This is a genomic window from Aeribacillus pallidus (assembly GCF_050478865.1).
Taxonomy (GTDB): domain Bacteria; phylum Bacillota; class Bacilli; order Bacillales; family JACDOC01; genus JACDOC01.
This window is the reverse complement of sequence record NZ_JBCNBW010000065.1, coordinates 33,754-51,080: the sequence shown is the minus strand read 5'-3', so window position 1 is coordinate 51,080 and position 17,327 is coordinate 33,754. Positions and strand designations below refer to the sequence as shown.

17 protein-coding genes, 1 pseudogene and 1 riboswitch are annotated in these 17,327 nt (G+C 41.9%); of the genes and pseudogenes, 1 reads left to right on the top strand and 17 read right to left on the bottom strand.

All coding sequences use genetic code 11. The annotated features are described in order from the left end of the window. A complete protein-coding gene (locus tag ABES52_RS14530; protein WP_429651902.1) occupies window positions 1-1,167 on the bottom strand; it encodes an acetyl-CoA C-acyltransferase in 1,167 nt (388 codons plus the stop codon). 151 nt (window positions 1,168-1,318) lie between these two features. Then, window positions 1,319-1,427, bottom strand: a riboswitch (SAM riboswitch). Window positions 1,428-1,905: 478 nt separating this feature from the next. Continuing rightward, the gene (locus tag ABES52_RS14525) at window positions 1,906-3,042 is read right to left on the bottom strand and encodes a hypothetical protein (RefSeq protein ID WP_429651901.1); all 1,137 of its coding nucleotides are present in this window, start codon (window positions 3,040-3,042) and stop codon (window positions 1,906-1,908) included. Between the two features lie 298 nt (window positions 3,043-3,340). On the opposite strand from ABES52_RS14525, the gene ABES52_RS14520 reads away from it, so the two are divergent. Continuing rightward, window positions 3,341-3,901 carry a GNAT family N-acetyltransferase gene (locus tag ABES52_RS14520; RefSeq protein ID WP_429651900.1) on the top strand — a complete coding sequence of 187 codons (561 nt, stop codon included), beginning with the start codon at window positions 3,341-3,343 and terminating at the stop codon, window positions 3,899-3,901. Between the two features lie 254 nt (window positions 3,902-4,155). On the opposite strand, the gene liaG is transcribed toward ABES52_RS14520, so the two are convergent. The 15 genes and pseudogenes from liaG to ABES52_RS14445 form a co-directional block, all read right to left on the bottom strand. Continuing rightward, window positions 4,156-5,019 carry a LiaG family protein gene (gene liaG / locus ABES52_RS14515; RefSeq protein ID WP_429651899.1) on the bottom strand — a complete coding sequence of 288 codons (864 nt, stop codon included), beginning with the start codon at window positions 5,017-5,019 and terminating at the stop codon, window positions 4,156-4,158. Between the two features lie 419 nt (window positions 5,020-5,438). Next, window positions 5,439-5,813: pseudogene (locus ABES52_RS14510) on the bottom strand (DUF819 family protein); the annotation flags it as partial. 207 nt (window positions 5,814-6,020) lie between these two features. Further along, window positions 6,021-6,431: a hypothetical protein gene (locus ABES52_RS14505; RefSeq protein ID WP_429651898.1), complete on the bottom strand. Its 411-nt coding sequence runs from the start codon at window positions 6,429-6,431 to the stop codon at window positions 6,021-6,023. 337 nt (window positions 6,432-6,768) lie between these two features. Continuing rightward, the gene (gene hypF, locus ABES52_RS14500) at window positions 6,769-9,039 is read right to left on the bottom strand and encodes a carbamoyltransferase HypF (protein WP_429651897.1); all 2,271 of its coding nucleotides are present in this window, start codon (window positions 9,037-9,039) and stop codon (window positions 6,769-6,771) included. A gap of 10 nt (window positions 9,040-9,049) precedes the next feature. Further along, window positions 9,050-9,295 carry a glutaredoxin domain-containing protein gene (locus ABES52_RS14495; protein WP_429651896.1) on the bottom strand — a complete coding sequence of 82 codons (246 nt, stop codon included), beginning with the start codon at window positions 9,293-9,295 and terminating at the stop codon, window positions 9,050-9,052. Window positions 9,296-9,349: 54 nt separating this feature from the next. After that, the gene (gene hypE, locus ABES52_RS14490) at window positions 9,350-10,384 is read right to left on the bottom strand and encodes a hydrogenase expression/formation protein HypE (RefSeq protein WP_429651895.1); all 1,035 of its coding nucleotides are present in this window, start codon (window positions 10,382-10,384) and stop codon (window positions 9,350-9,352) included. A 34-nt stretch (window positions 10,385-10,418) separates the two neighbouring features. Continuing rightward, window positions 10,419-11,105 (bottom strand): HoxN/HupN/NixA family nickel/cobalt transporter, encoded by a 687-nt coding sequence (locus ABES52_RS14485; protein WP_429651894.1) that lies wholly within the window; start codon window positions 11,103-11,105, stop codon window positions 10,419-10,421. Between the two features lie 19 nt (window positions 11,106-11,124). Beyond that, window positions 11,125-12,246, bottom strand: a complete 1,122-nt coding sequence (gene hypD, locus ABES52_RS14480; RefSeq protein ID WP_429651893.1) for a hydrogenase formation protein HypD — start codon at window positions 12,244-12,246, stop codon at window positions 11,125-11,127. 141 nt (window positions 12,247-12,387) lie between these two features. Beyond that, on the bottom strand, window positions 12,388-12,669 hold the full coding sequence (locus tag ABES52_RS14475) for a HypC/HybG/HupF family hydrogenase formation chaperone (RefSeq protein ID WP_429651892.1): 282 nt from the start codon (window positions 12,667-12,669) through the stop codon (window positions 12,388-12,390). A 107-nt stretch (window positions 12,670-12,776) separates the two neighbouring features. Further along, entirely contained in the window at window positions 12,777-13,877 is a 1,101-nt protein-coding gene (locus ABES52_RS14470) for an NHL repeat-containing protein (protein WP_429651891.1), read from the bottom strand. Next, a complete protein-coding gene (locus ABES52_RS14465) occupies window positions 13,859-14,710 on the bottom strand; it encodes a NifU family protein (RefSeq protein WP_429651890.1) in 852 nt (283 codons plus the stop codon). The genes ABES52_RS14470 and ABES52_RS14465 overlap by 19 nt, the downstream gene beginning before the upstream one ends. A 2-nt stretch (window positions 14,711-14,712) precedes the next feature. Further along, a complete protein-coding gene (locus tag ABES52_RS14460; protein WP_429651889.1) occupies window positions 14,713-15,090 on the bottom strand; it encodes a hypothetical protein in 378 nt (125 codons plus the stop codon). Between the two features lie 19 nt (window positions 15,091-15,109). Then, on the bottom strand, window positions 15,110-16,345 hold the full coding sequence (locus ABES52_RS14455; RefSeq protein ID WP_429651888.1) for a tetratricopeptide repeat protein: 1,236 nt from the start codon (window positions 16,343-16,345) through the stop codon (window positions 15,110-15,112). Window positions 16,346-16,534: 189 nt separating this feature from the next. Continuing rightward, window positions 16,535-16,837, bottom strand: a complete 303-nt coding sequence (locus ABES52_RS14450) for a hydrogenase maturation protease (RefSeq protein ID WP_429651887.1) — start codon at window positions 16,835-16,837, stop codon at window positions 16,535-16,537. Next, a complete protein-coding gene (locus tag ABES52_RS14445) occupies window positions 16,827-17,294 on the bottom strand; it encodes a hydrogenase maturation protease (protein WP_429651886.1) in 468 nt (155 codons plus the stop codon). Before ABES52_RS14445 ends, ABES52_RS14450 begins: the two co-directional genes overlap by 11 nt. Between the last annotated feature and the right edge of the window lie 33 nt (window positions 17,295-17,327).

The window sequence follows — 17,327 nt, the reverse complement described above, 5'->3', positions numbered from 1 at the left end:
CTACCACCTCTTTGGCACTTCTACTAGGATGGCTGATCCTTGGCCGCCCCCGCCGCAAAGTGTCGCAATTCCCTTTCCGCCGCCTCGCCGTTTTAATTCATGAACAAGCGTTAGCAGCAACCGGAACCCTGTGCCTCCTAAAGGATGGCCGATAGCAATCGCTCCGCCGTTGACATTTACTTTTTCATACGGAATCTTTAGTTTCTTGCAGCTGGCTATGACCACACTGGCAAAGGCCTCGTTAATTTCAAACAAGTCTATATCACGAACCGTAAGCCCCGTTTTCTCCAAGACTTTTTCAATTGCCTGGGCCGGTTTTAAATGGAGGCTCGTATCTGGACCAGCAATATCTGCCCAACCGATGATTCTTGCAAGCGGTGTGTAGCCAAGTTTTTCAGCTTGTGTCTCGCTTGCGACAATTCCAATACTTGCGCCATCTGACATTTGCGATGCGTTTCCAGCTGTAATCGTACCGTCTTCTGTAAAAACAGGACGGAGTTTCGCTAATCCTTCAATCGTGGTGTTCGGGCGAATACCTTCATCTTCTTTTATCCATTCTTCATGTGCGTATACAGGAGTGATTTCTTCCTGCAGCCGGCCCTCTTGTAACGCTTTGTATGCCCGTTGTTGTGAAAGGCATGCATATTCATCCTGTTCCTTTCGAGTGATTCCTAGTTCTTTGTTTTTCTTGTCAGTCAATACGCCCATTGATTCATTGGAGAGGGAGCACCACAAGCCGTCATTAATTAAAGTGTCCGTAAACTCTGCTTTTCCAAGCGGGACACTTTTTCGCAAGTTGGCAGTGTGCGGAGCGTTCGTCATCGAATCATAGCCCCCAACAATGAATAACTGCCCTTCCTGTAAAACAATCCGGCGCGTAGCATCCGAAACGGAAGCCAATCCGGCCAAACAAACATTATTGAGTGTAATAGCAGGTACCGAAAGATCCACTCCCGCTTCTACGGCCACTTTTCGCGCTGGATTTTGCCCTTCTCCAGCCTGGATGACTTGTGCAAGTAATACTCCATCTGCGTTTTTTCCTTCCGGAACCCGGCGAAGCAATTCTTTCACTGCAACGCTTCCTAGCTGTTTCGCTGATACATCGGCCAGTTTTCCTCGAAACTTTCCAAATGGCGTACGCACTCCCTCTAAAATAACCACAGTCATACCTTCTTCTCCTTTCCATTCACAGAATTAGTTTGTCATCCTTTTATGGTGTTTCACCTTATCAGACGGGGCATTTTTCAATTGCTTTTTATAAGCAATGAAAAAGCCCCTTTCATTCTGAAAGAGGCTTAAGGTATTACCAATTTGTTTCGCCTTATCTTTCAGAATGAAAAAACTCATTCTGCAGGAATTAGCACCGTTCCATAAAGGAGGTTGCCGGACGTCATCGGGCCTGTTCCCTCAGTCACTCTGGATAAGACTTTATTTCATTTGATTGAATTTTCTTGATAATCCGAATGTTATAACCTTTTTACTTTCATGTCAACTTTGATTTTTTACGAAAAAGATGTTGAGAACGTTTACATCGTTGTGGCTGTAAGAAAAAATTTTTTCGAAATCAACAGATTTAACCTATTAATCATCCAGTTCAAAGAAAAGACTTTTTTGATAAAAAGAGACATGTGGTTAACCTAAAAACCGCAGTAGGGATTCGAACATTTTTTCGAACCATTTTCCTGATTTATCAATATATTTTGCAAATTAATTCGATCGATTTTCCTGTTTTATCGATAGATTTCGCGAATGTTCAACAATCTTGCCCCCTACTAATGAAAGATTCCAGTAAAAAAAGCCTATCAAATACCTGATAGGCTCCCGTTACTTATGTTTAGTCTTCATCACATGTTCCGTGGATTCCTTTTTTGAGGAAACAAGCTCCGTTACCTATGTACCAAATCTTTAGGACATCGCTTTTAATTCGGATACCGTTTCATCCACAAATTCTGATATTTTGCGCAAATTCAATAGTAACTGTTCCTTGAACTCTTTAACAGTGGTGTTTTCGTTTAACACAATCTTTGTATTGGCAATTTGGTTTGAACCATTATAACATTTAATAGATTGATCGTTTAGCGATTTAATTTTTTCATGAATCATACGCTTCACTATTTCTCTCTGATAAAGATATTTCTCGCTACCTTCTGAATGATTAGCTATTTTTCGTTTTGGTAAGTATGGGCGTGTTTCATAGTGTAATGGTAAAGTAAAGGAACGATTAAAAGCATCAAATGTAAATTCTACATGAATATCAAAAGTATCTTCATTTAATAAGTATTTCCCTTCTTCTGTTTTTTGAGCAATTTTTCCTTTCCATGATTTCTTTGAAAATTGAACAATATAGTTAATACGGCCCGTACCCACTACCTCATCAATGGGAGATCGTGAAAGACCGTTTGGTAAATTAGAAATACTATTCATTAATTTACGGAATCGGACTTTTAAACGTTCCGGCTCCGTTTTTTCGGTAAACTTTTCTAATATCAAATCGTTATCAGTTATATCTAGATCTTTATAAAACTCTAACAATACATCAGATAAATCCTCATATAACATCTTTAGTCCAACATCTTCAGTCGGAGAAGGTATGTTGTTGATTAAATCCTCGTATGAAATGTTAATAAATAAACTGCTAGTTGGGATCGACTCTGGTACAAGTGTTAAAAATATGAATTTCTCTTCCACTTTTCGATCGGATAAACCAAGTATTTTTTTTAACTCTGTGATACATTCCTTACTAGCATATCTTAACGTTTGTTTATATCCTTCATCCGCTTTCAGTTTATTCTCAATGATTAGTAAATAACATTCCCTTTCATTTTCAATCACTGAAACAATGTCAGGTATTCCTACTGAAGTTAATATACGGGTATATATTCGAACGGAGAAATCGGACGGCTGTTGAAGATTTATCAATTTTGATAAAAAAGATTCTCTAAAACTTCTTGAATGTTTTATTAAGGCAACGATCATATTGGAAATGATGTCTTCTTTGTAAGTAATTCCAAGGGCTTTGACTAAATTGATTCTTTTGTCCATATATAACTCCTTTTAGTATATTTTTTGACAGGTAGCTGGCACTAAGACAAAAAACGTTATATATTTACTAGTTCATGATATTTATATGGATGAAAAGTGTTTAATTAATGGGCAATTATTCATTTTTTGTTTCCAATTTCTCCACTATTCATCGAAAGACTCGTTTAACAATTTTTTACCTAATCAGTAATAAAAATCCTTCATATCATGTAATTTTATATTAAAATTATATTATAGTGAATCGAATACTAGCAAATATTAGCAAGGCTTTTACTTGCAAAGGTGAGGAGTGATAAATATGAATTTAAAATATGAAATTATACCTGATGACAAAATTGAATGCTGCAGAGATTTATGCAATGAACTCATGGCCTTTCAAAAGTCGAAAGCATACATAAAACCGGAATTGTTTGACAACATGAATTTTGAGACACGAATGATTCCTTCAATAAAAAGTGCAATATACAATTATACTGTGGTCGTTAAAGACGATGATAAATTAGTAGGTTATGTATATTCAAATATCTCTCCTAAAGAAACTTATTCAAATGAATTTGCCACTTTTTTTGACCTTGCATCTGTTAGTAGAGATAATGTAGGTTGTTTATCCCAATTTTATATTAAAGAAGAGTACAGACAATATGGGATTGGATCTAAACTTTTCAATATGTCAATGAAGTGGTTGAAACAATTTGATGATGTCGAAGATTATTTTATTTTTGTTTCAAATGGGAATCATAACGCCTTGGAATTCTATAAACGTAAAGGATTTTCTGTTAGTCACGATATATTAGATGGTTTTATAACCGTTTTACGATGTCACCGCCGGGATTTAATGGACCTGGGTTCGACGGAATGAAATGATCTACCGTTGGCGAAAATAGCCCCTTCAACCAAGCATTGACGAACGGTTGATTCAAGAGTGGGCCACAATGATTTTCGTAACCTTACCTAAGAATAGCGAAAATAATTTTTCGAGTGACTTGTTCCTCCACGTTTATGATCTTATCCTTTTGAGAGCGATAAAATAGGAGAGCTGTTTGCTATTATAGATGAAGCTCTCCTATTGTTTCATACTTTTTGGATTTGGTCGCTAGCCATCCAAATGTCATTTTAGTAAATATGGATATTTCCGCTTGATACCGTTAGATTAATATGGTGTTTACCTGACCCATGTGTACCTGAAATATGATTATTACTCAATTTTTTACTAGTTATCGGGAAATCGCATATTATGTTACCGCTGCTTGTCTTTCCGTTTAAAGTAAAATCAGCGTTGGTCGGAAGATTAAGATCCACCGTGCCAGAACTTACTTTAATATCAACTGAATCTATTAATTTGTCCATTTGTACATATAAATTTCCTGATGATAACTCAGCCTTAATAGCACCAATATAATTTTTTACATGGAGACTTCCCGAACTAATATCAAATGATCCTGTTTTTGTCGTTAATGAGTCTATATTGACATTCCCTGAGGAACCATTGTGCTTAAAATGTTGAACCGATAAATTCTTGAGTTCGACATTGCCTGATCCAATATCTAAAATTAATTCTTCTAGTTTCATTGGTTTCGTTTTTGAATGACCGGAGAACTTTACATTTCCAGAGCCAAGATTTATTACCATATCTCGATCATAATCTTCTGGAATATAAATATTTAGTTTTGCCTTGTCTTTGAAGAAAAACCAGTCAAACCATTTCCATTTTCGTTTCACACTTACTTCTACCGTGTCTCCGTGTCTTTTAACCATCACCTTTCCCTTTCCGTCTAGATCTGCTTTTAAATCTTTTCGGCTTTCCGGAATAATCGCTGTGCTAACGCTTGAAACATCAATCTCAATCATCTCAATTTCCTTAGTTATAACGGATTGAGTTTCTTGATTTACAAATGGTAACCAACTAAAATCAATTGGCTTTAATAAGATAAAATATAATCCAATGACAACCGATAAAATTATAAAAAATTTTTTCAACGTTTACCCTTCTTTCCATATTATTTTTACAGTATTCGTGGGCCTTGCTTATACTTTTGCCATTATGGCATAAGAAGCAATGAAATAATAATCATCGTTATTTGCTTTTTGTTCCTTCCCCATCTTTAAGATATAAAAAAAAGAGAAAATCCAAAATGGACCTGATATGTATAATTAAATACGACTTGAGACTTATTGAATGATTAATAAAAGCTACTTTATTAAATATATGTTGGTACCTTCTTGACACAAACTTTATACATTATCCTAAAATACGGTTGTTTCAAGAGTGGGCCACAATGACTTTCGTAACCCGACAAAAGAGAATCTAACTTACGGAATTTTGTAGTTACTTTTTAACCTAGTATTCAATAAATAACCCGGCACAAATCACTCTGCCGGGTTATTTGTTAAATCATTTATATCAAATTTGAAAACCAAAAACCTAGTAATGTACCCACATAGTTTCCGATAATATAGCCAAGTGTTCCAACAACTAATATCGGACCGACTAAGTTTTTCCACCCCTTAGCAATAGCCAATGCAGCTGCAGTCGTTGGTCCTCCAATATTGGCGTTACTTGCTAGGATGATATCTTCAAGGTTCGCTTTTATTAACTTTCCTGCAGTTAAAGAAACAATCATATTAATTAGTACGATGATCAACACAAACACTAATAACAACGGTGCATTTTTTATAATAAGCGGAATGGATGCTGGAATTCCGATAACGACGAAGAATAAATAAATGAGATATGTTCCAATATCTTGACTACCATGAACGTTATCAAAATATTCGAATTTTAATCCGAAATATGCTCATTACTCCTTAACTGTCCTTCGGACTTTTTATAACTTCTGTATGACATATAAAACGAAAGACGGACGAAGGCTTACACCTGCACAACGGATTGGGTTGACAGATAAAGAGTTTTCCATGAAAGACATTATTTATTTTAAGTAAAATAAAAAGAGCCATCAGGCTCTTTTTTTTGCATGATTTTATACGGTCTTTGCGGAAGCAAAAGATAGAATTTTTGTTAGAACAAATGTTACAACAAGGACAATTGATGTACTAATGATACTTCCAATAAATAAATCATCGCTATATTCTTCTAGTTTCAAGCCCAATGTTAATGGGGTACCATCTTCCATCCCATTCGGCAAAAAATACAAATAGTGATCAATGATTAAATCTGCCACTCCGAATATCCAAAAGAAGATAAAACCAATAATAGCAGATGTTCCTAGAAGTTTAAGGTTTTTATTTTCATTCTTGAGGAATATTACAGACACAAGAGATAGTGCTCCGATAATTATAAATAACTCACCCCATTCAACATATAACGATTTTGTAATTGTTAAGCAAAAAACCAAAATTACAAGCATCAACCCAACAAACCATTTTTTCATTCAAATACCTCCCCGATAAAATAAAGGTTCTAGTTTTAGATTACCACAAAAACCCATTTCCACCTGCAATTTGATTTAAATATTCAATTAATTTATTGGTATAAAGAAAAAAGATGTCAAATGACATCTTTTTTTGGTGATTTTCTTTAAGTTTTTGAGAACCAATTTAATTGTCAAAACTCATGTCAAATAAAAATTTCCACCCTTTAACTGAACCCGTTAGTGGCATACCAGCGAGCTTCAGTTAAAAATAGTTAACATTTTTTTGCAAATAATAGTAAACATCCAAGAGTTTATATTTCCGCAAATGATAGTCTAATATTTGGTAACTTTAATGTCATAAAGTCTTAGCTTTCAAATGCGTTGCCGCCACAAGTGCAGCCTGCCCGAGACTAATGCCACCATCGTTAGGTGGAACTTCTTTGCCGATCCATACGGTCATATCGCTTCCAAGAAACAACTCCTTCAAGTCAGATAACAATAGTGAATTTTGAAATACACCACCGGATAACACAACGGTATTAATTCCATAGGTCGCTCCTAAAGAACGTACACTTTTAAATACGCCTTCAGCGACGCTTCGATGAAAGGCACGAGCTATAATCGCCACATCTATACCATTCAAGCGGTCTTCCACCATTTCCTTCAAAAGAGGACGGTAGTCTAGCTCTTTTCTGTTCCACGGAAATGGATATACCTTCTCTAATGGAGCTGTACGTGCTAAATGCTCCAGCCAAATGGCTGCCTGACCTTCAAATGAAATAGCGTCAGTAAATCCTAAAAGGGCAGCCGCTGCATCAAACAATCGTCCGACAGACGTCGTAGGAAATGTGCGCAATCGTTTTTCGACCATCTTTACTGCAGTGAAAAACCGTTCAGGAAGCGAAAGTCGCTTTCCAACGTTTATTGCCAAATCCGGCACGTCTCCAAAGAAACCAGCTAACGCTTGAAGCGGAACTCGAGCTGCCGCATCCCCGCCTGGAAGCATGGCATAACGAAGATGTCCACATCGTTCGAATCCTTTTACAATGCTTCCTACAAACAGTTCTCCTCCCCAGATTGCTCCATCATCCCCAAATCCGGTGCCATCGAACGCAACTCCAACCACTTGTTTTTCGAATGCGTTTCGCTCAGCCAGCACAGTCGCCACATGAGCGCGGTGATGCTGAATGCCAATATGTTGATAGGCTTCTAGACTGTGAGCAAAGGTAGTAGAACGATAATCAGGATGAAGATCGTACGCTACAATCGTTTCCTTTAATTGAACATCATACATCGACAGAAGGTCTCGGACCGTTTGTTCAAATGACATATATGCTTCGTATTTCATTAAATCTCCTAAATGCTGGCTCATGATTGCCTGTCCATTGACCACTAATGCGACAGTATTTTTCAAATCAGATCCGAGCGCAAGAATTGGCCGGTTGCTGGGAAGATGAGCAACAGGAAGCGGCGCATACCCCCTCGCCCGCCGAAGCACAATATTCCCAAAAGAGCTGACGCGAACGACAGAATCATCAACACGGCGGGCAATTGGACGCTCCCCAATGAGCCACGCGTCAGCAATACCTTCAAGCCCCTTGATTGCTTCTTCATCTTTATAAATAATCGGTTCACTAGAACGGTTAGCACTCGTCATGACGAGCACTTGCGGAGCATCGAAATGAAACAGCAAATGATGGAGAGGGGTGTATGGAAGCATCACCCCTAAATCGGAATTATCAGGAGCTACTCCCGAAAGTTGTCGATGCGCCCGTGCTAACACGATGGGACGGGCGGAAGATGTAAGGAGTTTTTCTTCTTCTGCTGATATATCAATCAAGGTCCTTGCCGTCTCAATGTCTTTCACCATCAAGGCAAACGGTTTTGCGTCGCGGAGCTTCCTCCTTCTAAGCTCCCATACTACTTTTTCGTTTTCAGCATCACACGCCAAATGATAACCGCCGATCCCTTTAATTGCGACGATGTGACCGGAACGAAGGAGATCTGCCGTTTTTTTAATCGCTTTTTCATCACTATGTATTTCTCCTTCCCACCACCGCAAATAATAATGAGGGCCACATTCGGGGCAGGCAGTTGGCTGTGCATGAAACCGGCGATCTGCCGGCGAATAATATTCAGTTGAACAAGCTAGACACATAGGCCACGCGTGCATCGTGGTATATGGACGATCGTATGGAAGACCTTTGATTACGGTATAGCGTGGACCGCAATCCGTACAATTGATGTAAGGATAAAGATAACGGCGGTTAACAGGTTCGAACATTTCGGATAAACATGCCGAACAAACTGTAAGATCAGCAGGAATTTGCACCGTAGGACGATCATGGCGTGTGCTTTCCAAAATTTCGAAATCAGACGCTCCTTGTATTGCTGCATCGTTGATTACTAGCTTAGTTATTTTGGCTGAAGCAGGGGGATGCTTGGTAAGTTCTTGAACAAATTGTTTGACAGCTGCCGCATCCCCTTCCGCATGTATCTCTACTCCGCTTTCTCCGTTGCGCACCCATCCGCTAAGCTTCCATCGGATTGCTAGACGAAAAACAAAGGGACGAAAACCAACCCCTTGTACAACACCAGAGATGTGAATACGTTGCGCAATTTTCATGATGTATCACCTACTTTATCTCTTCAGAAGATGGAGGTGCAACAATGCATCCGCGTCCGCTAACCCCAATTTGGATTACTCTCCTATCTTCGACTAAGACAGGAACCGTGCGTCCCCCCGTCAATGCAATGAGCTGTTTTAACGCTTTTTGATCTTCTTCCACATCATACTCGACAAATTCTTCTCCGTCCCATAGTAAACTTTCTCGCAATTCCCTCGTATAAGGACATCCTTTCGCCCCAAAGAGTTCCAGCATCTTGATTCACATCCTCTATAGAGAGATTATTTAATAACAATTCTCCATACTCTATTAGCAGATGCGTGGCAACGGGTCACCGATAAGCATATCGATCATTCGCGTACCTCCATACTGTGAGCGAGCCAGAACCACTTTATTTGGTTCTGCTTGTATTTCACCGATGCGCTTTGCATCTTCTCCGCCAGGTACGCTTCGAAGCGTTTTTAATGCGATATCGGCGTATTCCGGTGAAACCACAGCGAGAAACTGTCCTTCATTGGCAATATGAAGCGGGTCCAATCCTAAAATTTCACAGGCACCGCGTACTGCCGGGCGTACAGGAATCGCCTCTTCATCGAGCATAACAGCCACCTGAGCATCCCGTGCTAATTCGTTCAATGCCGTAGCAACCCCGCCGCGGGTTGGGTCTCGTAGCCATCGTAACCCCGGTGCCGCTGCTTCAATAAGCGCCGATACAAACGGCCAAAGTGGACGCGTATCGGAAGTGAGATCGGCTTCCAAATCCAGTTCCCCTCTAGCTAATAGAACGGTAATTCCATGGTCTCCAATCGGACCAGATAAAATCACTTGGTCACCCGGTTGAACGTTTTTCGAAGAAAGAGAAACACGCGGATCGGTAAGGCCGATCCCAGCAGTAGTGATGAACAGACCGTCCGCTTTTCCGTGCTCCACTACTTTCGTATCGCCCCCTACCACAGGCACTCCTGCGCGTTTAGCTGCCTTTGCAATAGCTGCCGCTTCCCTTTCCAGCTCCGCTGTCGCCAACCCCGCTTCTAAAATAAGGGTAGTCACCAACGCCAGCGGTTTGGCTCCCCCCATCGCTAAATCGTTTATCGTTCCATTGACGGCAAGTTCGCCAATGGACCCTCCTGGAAAGACACGAGGATTGACAACGAAGCTATCTGCCGTAAACGCTAATCGGCGCCCATCTATATCAATATATGACGCGTCACTTAATTCAATCGGCTTGTCCCCCATCATATAAGGAACGAATAGCCCTTCAATTAGTCTTCGGCTAGCTTTCCCACCGGCGCCATGAGCCAATTCAATGTAAGAATCAGAAAATTGTACTTTGGTAGTCTTCATATCGTTCCTTCCTTTCTTCTTGATGCTATGATGATTAAAGTAGTTCAGACCAAATCTCCCAAAGCATATAACTACCGAAAAATAAACTGATGAACCCTGCTATTCCCTGAATTCGAAACCGTATCGTGTTTCTCTTCGCTACCATCGTAAGAGCCGGCGCAGCGATGAATAATGTCATTGCAAACATCCCAAGAACCGTTCCTAAACCAAAGACCAAAAGCCAAGAGATCGCCATTTCTATGCTTGGTGAAGCTTGCATGGCGAGTACAGCGACAGCGCCGCTTCCCGCAAGACCATGCACAAGGCCGAAGCCGAAAGTAATCCATTGTCTACGCTCTAATTTCAGCGTCGGGTGGCGATGGCCTGGGCGATGAAAATGCGCGTGAATCGTTTCATCATGCGAATGAACGTCATAATGGACACGTTTTTTCATCAATTTCCAAAGCGTTGTTCCACCGAGCAAGATAAGAAGAATCCCTACTCCTGTGTCAACAAAGCTTTCAAACACCAGAGGAATTTCTAAATGAAAGATTATTAACGGCAGTCCAACTAAAGCGATTGGAATTATGTGACCTATCCCCCAAATAAAACCAAGCCAGGCGGCAGGCCAAAGTCTTCGTTCTTCGGAGACAAGAGTCGAAACAGCTACGACATGATCCGGGTCTAATGAATGACGAACCCCAAGAAAAAGAGCTACACCCAGCATTAAAAGCCAGTCCATAAAATTATCCCCTTTCTTTTTACTTACCCGCTGCCCCTTGCAAATGAACGTAATGGTAATAGGCAGCGCATGCCCCTTCCGATGACACCATGAGAGCTCCTACAGGATGTTCTGGAGTGCATTCTTTGCCAAACAGTTTGCATTGATGTGGTTTTAACAAACCTTTTAATACATCGCCACATTGTGCCATTTGCGGATCGTTTACCCGAGTTCCCCCGACTTGGAAACGAACCTCCGCATCCCACTTGGCGAATTCAGGACGCAATTTTAGCGCAGACTGAGAAATCGTACCAAGTCCTCTCCATTCGAAAAGAGGTCGAACTTCAAATACTTCCTTCATCACGTCAAGTGCCGAAATATTTCCTTCGGATGGAACGACACGACTATATTGATTTTCTACATCAAACCGCCCTTCCTTCATTTGTTTCACAAGCATAAGAATCGATTGCAATAAATCTAGCGGTTCAAAACCAGAGATGACTATTGGTTTTCGGTATTTTTTCGCGATAAATTCATAAGGATGGGCTCCGATTACCGATGAAACATGACCAGGTCCAATAAACCCGTCAATGTACATATCAGGAGAATCCAAAATCGCCTGTATCGCCGGGATAATTAAGACATGATTAGAAAAAACGGAAAAATTGGACACATCCAGTTCACGAGCGCGCATCAGCGTCAATGCCGTTGACGGGGCGGTTGTTTCAAAACCAATTGCAAATAGCACAACTTGCCGATCAGGATGATCCATTGCGATTTTTAGTGCATCTAAAGGAGAATAAACCATACGGATATCGGCCCCTCTTGCTTTTAATTCGAGAGGTGTTCCTTGTTTTCCAGGAACGCGCATCACGTCACCAAAAGCGGTAAATATCACGTTCGGCTGCTGGGCAATAGATAGACCATCGTCCATACGACCCATTGGAAGGACACAGACAGGACACCCCGGTCCATGAACAAGTTCTATATTTTTCGGAAGCAGATGTTGCAATCCGAATCGAAAAATAGAAAATGTATGTCCTCCGCAAACTTCCATAAAACGATATTGATCATCTGGTTTAACGAGACGGTGGATTTCTTCTGATATCTTGTGGATTAATTCCGGGTCGCGAAACTCGTCAACATATTTCATCGTTGTCATCAAACGACACCTCCCGTATTTGGATCAACACGACACCCTTTTGTAAACAATCGCCTTCCACAGACTGATAATCATCAACGAACGACTTGACTTTTGTTGTATCAAGCTTCCAACGTTGTTTATTTAGAAGGCATGATACGTTTAAATTTTTTCTGTATCAAATTGGTACCCTTTTACTTCCTCTATCGCTTCCTCCGATTCATCTAACATGCTTAGCAATCTCAGTTGTTCACTTGCTTGTTCCTCGCTAATTTTACTCATCGCAAATCCAACGTGAATAAGCACCCAATCTCCAAGAAGGGGTCTTTCATTTTTCAATAGGTCAATGTTAATTTTGCGGCGTACTCCGCAAACATCCACCATGGCATAACGACGATCATCATCAAACATTTCTACAATTTGCCCTGGAATCGCTAAACACATGAATGCGTCCCCCTATTTGTAAAAATTTTTTATAGAAAAACGCCGAACATCTTTCTGCAACTTTTATAGAATCAAATGATTCTCTTACTCTCTATGATTAGTAGCAATTACTCGAATTCAAGACGCCAAATGATGACTCGGTTATTTCCTGAATCAGCGATGGCCAACCGATTTTGATGAAACCAAATCCCATAAGGCCAGCATAATGATTCCGTCGTTACCGCTTGCCAGCGATTTTCTCCCATCCCTTCGAAATCCGCCTGACCAATAACATAAGAAGCAGGGTGAAACGCGCCTTTTCGCGGCAACTTTGGATATAGAAGGATTCGGCTGTTGGATGTATCTGCCACAGCAAGCCAATTGCCGCATCGTGCGATTCCATAAGGAAACCGGAATCGCCGGGGGCCTTGCGGAACATGGGGAAGTTCAAATGACTGAGTAAAATCTTGTTGACCGAGAACTAAATCAGCAGGGCGGTCACTCTCTGGCGGTGGCGTATAACCGAGGATGCGGTGATTGCCTGCATCCGCAACGTATAATGTATGTTCATCGCCGGCAAGTGCGTGAGGCCAGCGATACGTATCTATTCCCACCCCTTTCCCCCTATTTTCGCTATTTTCATAACCATTGGGTTGTCCAAGAATCAAATCGGGAACTGCCCCATCTTCCGGTAAACCTTTCCATCCTACAACTCTTCGATTTCCCGTATCAGCTACGTAAAACCATCCATTAATGTAAGCAAACCCATATGGCCAATAAAATCCAGTTGGACAGACGTTTCCGCCCCGATTAGGAGATGTTCCCCACAAATTATCCTGTCCTAACACATCATCGGGAGGCTGGTTATTAATTTTCGGCAACGTTTCCCAAATGAGCAGTCGATGGTGCCAAGCATCGGCGACAAACAACTTTCCTTTAATAATCGCAACGCCAGTAGGGAGATGAAACAATTTTGGTCCCTCTGTTTCAAAATCGGGTTGACCTAAAACGATGTCAGCTGGCGCATGGTCGTTTTCCGGCCAACCGTACCAAATGAGTACTCGATGGTTGCCGCTATCGGCCACCACAAGAACATCATTGTCAACATATACTCCACGTGGTGCATATAGATGATTTCTGGTTGGCTGAGCCGGGGGCAATGCAAGACCGCCGGGAGCTGGTCCACCTAACCATCGCTCCGGATAAGCGGTTAACCTAAGCGTATCCATATTTTCTGTTCCTCCACCCGTACTGGAAATGGTTCTAGTTGTACGTGTGGTGCGGTTATGCATTCCCCGGTCGATAAATCAAAACGGAAGCCATGCCATGGACAAGTAATCGTAGGGCCGTCCACGAGTCCTCCGTTTAGAGGCATCCCCATATGAGGACACTGATCGCGAAAGGCCATTACTTTTCCATCTATGCGCACTAGTAAAACGTCGGACTCCTCATGCGAAAAACGAACAGGATGCCCTTCTTGAAGTTCCGAGACGGATGGTCCTTGCACCCATCCATTTTGATCTAAATTGTCAGTTTCATCCATAACATGCACCGGCAAGTATCCTGAAGACACTTCCTCTTCGACCATTGCAACCTGTTCGATTTCTGGAACGCGAGCTTTAATCGCTTCCTCAACTCCATTTTTCAGCGTCACAGCGGATAGAGAACAACCGGAACAAGCTCCTTCGAGGCGAACATAAGCCGTCTTTCCTTCCACTTTAACTAGTTCCACGCCACCCCCGTGAGAACGCATATAAGGACGCACCTCTTCAAGCGCGGCAGCAACACGGGTAAACAAATCTTGTTTAATGATTCCGTGCATCAAAAACATGGCATAAATCGAAGGGTCTTCTACCGCCTTCAGCAGCAACTCTTTTCCTGCTTCCGTTTCCCGAAACGTTCGGACAAGTTTTCTAAGAGCATGTCCGTGAACCGCTTCAATGGCCTTTTTCAATTCCATCGCCTTCAATCGAGCATCTTCTGGCATTCCCTTAATCGAGTCCAATAGTCGGTCCACCCGTTCGGCCAAGGCTTGAAAGTCCTCTTCTTGATGAACTTTCATCCTCATTCACCTCCAAAAGCCAATGTTTGCTCAAGCGCTTCTTCGGTTTTCCGATACAATAAAGTGGCAAATGTTTGTTTAGCCAATGCCTGCAATATGTCTCCAACCGTCTCACGGTCCACAATGTTAGAAAGATTATTGACACGTTGATTGGCTAAAGCCTGCAAAATTAAGCATGAACCTGCCGGATTATCAAGGATAGCATCACGAAAGAAAGCTTCCACAAATTCGTTCAGCCATATTCCCTCTCCTTGAGGATTTGTACGAAGCCGTTCTAGTGCATGTTTTGCTCCTTCATTACGCTGGATGATGCGTTCACTAAATCGGTCAACAGCCATAGCCAACAAAAGATTAAAGTATTGTTGTTCGTGGGGATTCATGTTATCCTCCCTCTCTTTCTTACTGGGACTGTTTACTGTTTAATTTTTCATTTGAGGCTGCTTGCTCTCGCTTACGGGCAATATCCGCTAAGATGTCATCGATGGCATTCGCTGCCTCTTGTTCTCCATATGTACGAAACAATTGACCGGCCTCTTCCAATCGAGGTACTGCTCGAGAAAACGCACCTAAATGAGCCAAAGCATTCCCTTGATTAGCTAAGACGCGAGCATATCCTAATGGATCGTCTTCAGGACGGCGTATTTCAAGCACATCTTCATAAAGTGCAACTGCTTCCCAAAGATTTTCTTCGAGATGAGATGTTTTCACATGTTGTAACGCATTGGCCAGATTGACCGTGGCGCTTGCCCAAAGTTCTGGATGTGTATCTTTTTTAAAAATGCGCAAAGCCTCTCTCAATGACTGAATCGCTGTCGCAGTGCGCAGATAGGAACTACGGTCTAAAGACGGCATGGCCAAATATACTAACGCGAGATTCATATGTAGGGTAGCATAGTCATCTGGATAAGTATCTTTTCGATACACTTTTAAGGCTTCATGATAGCACCTGACTGCTTCTAATAGAAAACCTTTCCGTCCTTCAGCGGCTGTTTGATACACGGAACCTAATTGAAACCACAGTTCAGCCTTAGCTTCCTGGAAGGAAGACGTTTCTAAAAGTGCAAGAGCTTTGCGGTATCCTTCAATCGTTTCCGTTCCGTAATCACCAAGCATTTGTTTGGTCGCGGCCCATTCCGCATAAAGCCGTGCGGAAAAAACAGGAGATACGTCCTCTACTGTAGTGGCAGCTTCCAATATTAAGGAAAGCCCCGTCGACCAATCTTTTCGTTGAAACGCATCGTACCCCTGAGTGGCCAATAAAAACGCCCGAATTTCTCCTGTAGTATCACCAAGCGGTGGGGGAGTTTCACACAATTGAAGGCGCCAAGCCACTGCATCCAAAAGAAAGGAGAAATCTCCTGAAAGTACTTCTTTTGCTGTAGTATACGTATGTGCCTGTGGATCCAAAATAAAACGATTGTAGGCAGCTTCCGGTCCTGCCGGCAATAATGTTAAAACTTCTTCTTCGCTCTTTCCCTCAATCGCCGCAGCAAAAAAGCGCCAGCTCTCGGGCCAGCTTTCCGGGAATTGTCCACGGAGAAGAAAGGATACTAATTGATTAGCTTCTGGAACTGGTGGTAAGAGAAAAAAACCTGCCGCTCCAGGAAAAACACCGATTGGTTGTGGCTGCAGCATTGTTATTCCCCCTTTTTATTAACTAAAGCGGAAAAGAAAACTGAACCTTTAAACGACTAAAGTCGTTCTGATGTACGAAAGGTATTACCTATACCTCCGTGCAAGGCACCCTGTCAGCTAGTTAAAAATCTTGTTTATTTGACCCCACTCACTCCTTACCAGATAATGGGGCATTCTCTTTTTAAATGATCACTTCTTCGTCATCGTACTAGAACAATAAAGTGGTATTCGAAACGCTCCATATTGATCATCCCATACGGCATCGCGGATTCCAGGCGGAACACCTTCTGGCAATAGTTCTTGGACAAACATGCTTCGATCTCCACGAGAATTACGAAATTTTAACAATAATCCACCCGCTCCAAAATGACTTACCGGCATCACCAATAGTTCGTCTCCACGTACTAAAGCGATGGCGGTTCCCGTTGGGAACCGCACCGCTTCTTCGGCGGGAATATGCAGATAACCTGTTGACGTCAGTTCAAACTTCACTTGTCTTCCCTCCTAATCGTTGAAGCAACTCCTCTGTCAAAACATTCAAGGCAGCTTCCACTGTTGGGGACAATCCAAATCCGTGCGATAAGTTTTCGGCTTCGATCAGGAAAACAGTCACTTTCTTTGGAAAGCGGCTTTTTAGAAGCCACCTGCCTAAAGCAAGCGCATGATCCCAGCGAAAATTGTGAAGATTAACATCCTTTAGTGGTGGAGTTTCCACCTCTTCACCGGGAATTTCAAAAATTGTGCCTGGCTCCGCTCCTGACTTACAGGCATCTACAAGAATCAGTTCATCTGCATCCCCGATTTGAAAAGCTACATCCATGCCAGCAGTTCCGCCATCAGCTAAACGGACTCCTTCGGGAACCCCCTGTTCCCACAATTTGCGGATTAGCATAGGTCCTGCCCCATCATCACATCGGAGTAAATTACCACATCCAATAATAACGGTCATACAAAATTCCTCCTTCTGAAAGCCAAGCGTGCC

What these genes read in the sequence shown, in the direction of transcription:
- ABES52_RS14530 (WP_429651902.1), bottom strand. Translation starts at nt 1,167, where the DNA reads ATGACTGTGGTTATTTTAGAGGGAGTGCGTACGCCATTTGGAAAGTTT.
- ABES52_RS14525 (WP_429651901.1), bottom strand. Translation starts at nt 3,042, where the DNA reads ATGGACAAAAGAATCAATTTAGTCAAAGCCCTTGGAATTACTTACAAA.
- ABES52_RS14520 (WP_429651900.1), top strand. Translation starts at nt 3,341, where the DNA reads ATGAATTTAAAATATGAAATTATACCTGATGACAAAATTGAATGCTGC.
- ABES52_RS14505 (WP_429651898.1), bottom strand. Translation starts at nt 6,431, where the DNA reads ATGAAAAAATGGTTTGTTGGGTTGATGCTTGTAATTTTGGTTTTTTGC.
- hypF (WP_429651897.1), bottom strand. Translation starts at nt 9,039, where the DNA reads ATGAAAATTGCGCAACGTATTCACATCTCTGGTGTTGTACAAGGGGTT.
- ABES52_RS14495 (WP_429651896.1), bottom strand. Translation starts at nt 9,295, where the DNA reads ATGCTGGAACTCTTTGGGGCGAAAGGATGTCCTTATACGAGGGAATTG.
- hypE (WP_429651895.1), bottom strand. Translation starts at nt 10,384, where the DNA reads ATGAAGACTACCAAAGTACAATTTTCTGATTCTTACATTGAATTGGCT.
- ABES52_RS14485 (WP_429651894.1), bottom strand. Translation starts at nt 11,105, where the DNA reads ATGGACTGGCTTTTAATGCTGGGTGTAGCTCTTTTTCTTGGGGTTCGT.
- hypD (WP_429651893.1), bottom strand. Translation starts at nt 12,246, where the DNA reads ATGACAACGATGAAATATGTTGACGAGTTTCGCGACCCGGAATTAATC.
- ABES52_RS14475 (WP_429651892.1), bottom strand. Translation starts at nt 12,669, where the DNA reads ATGTGTTTAGCGATTCCAGGGCAAATTGTAGAAATGTTTGATGATGAT.
- ABES52_RS14470 (WP_429651891.1), bottom strand. Translation starts at nt 13,877, where the DNA reads ATGGATACGCTTAGGTTAACCGCTTATCCGGAGCGATGGTTAGGTGGA.
- ABES52_RS14465 (WP_429651890.1), bottom strand. Translation starts at nt 14,710, where the DNA reads ATGAAAGTTCATCAAGAAGAGGACTTTCAAGCCTTGGCCGAACGGGTG.
- ABES52_RS14460 (WP_429651889.1), bottom strand. Translation starts at nt 15,090, where the DNA reads ATGAATCCCCACGAACAACAATACTTTAATCTTTTGTTGGCTATGGCT.
- ABES52_RS14455 (WP_429651888.1), bottom strand. Translation starts at nt 16,345, where the DNA reads ATGCTGCAGCCACAACCAATCGGTGTTTTTCCTGGAGCGGCAGGTTTT.
- ABES52_RS14445 (WP_429651886.1), bottom strand. Translation starts at nt 17,294, where the DNA reads ATGACCGTTATTATTGGATGTGGTAATTTACTCCGATGTGATGATGGG.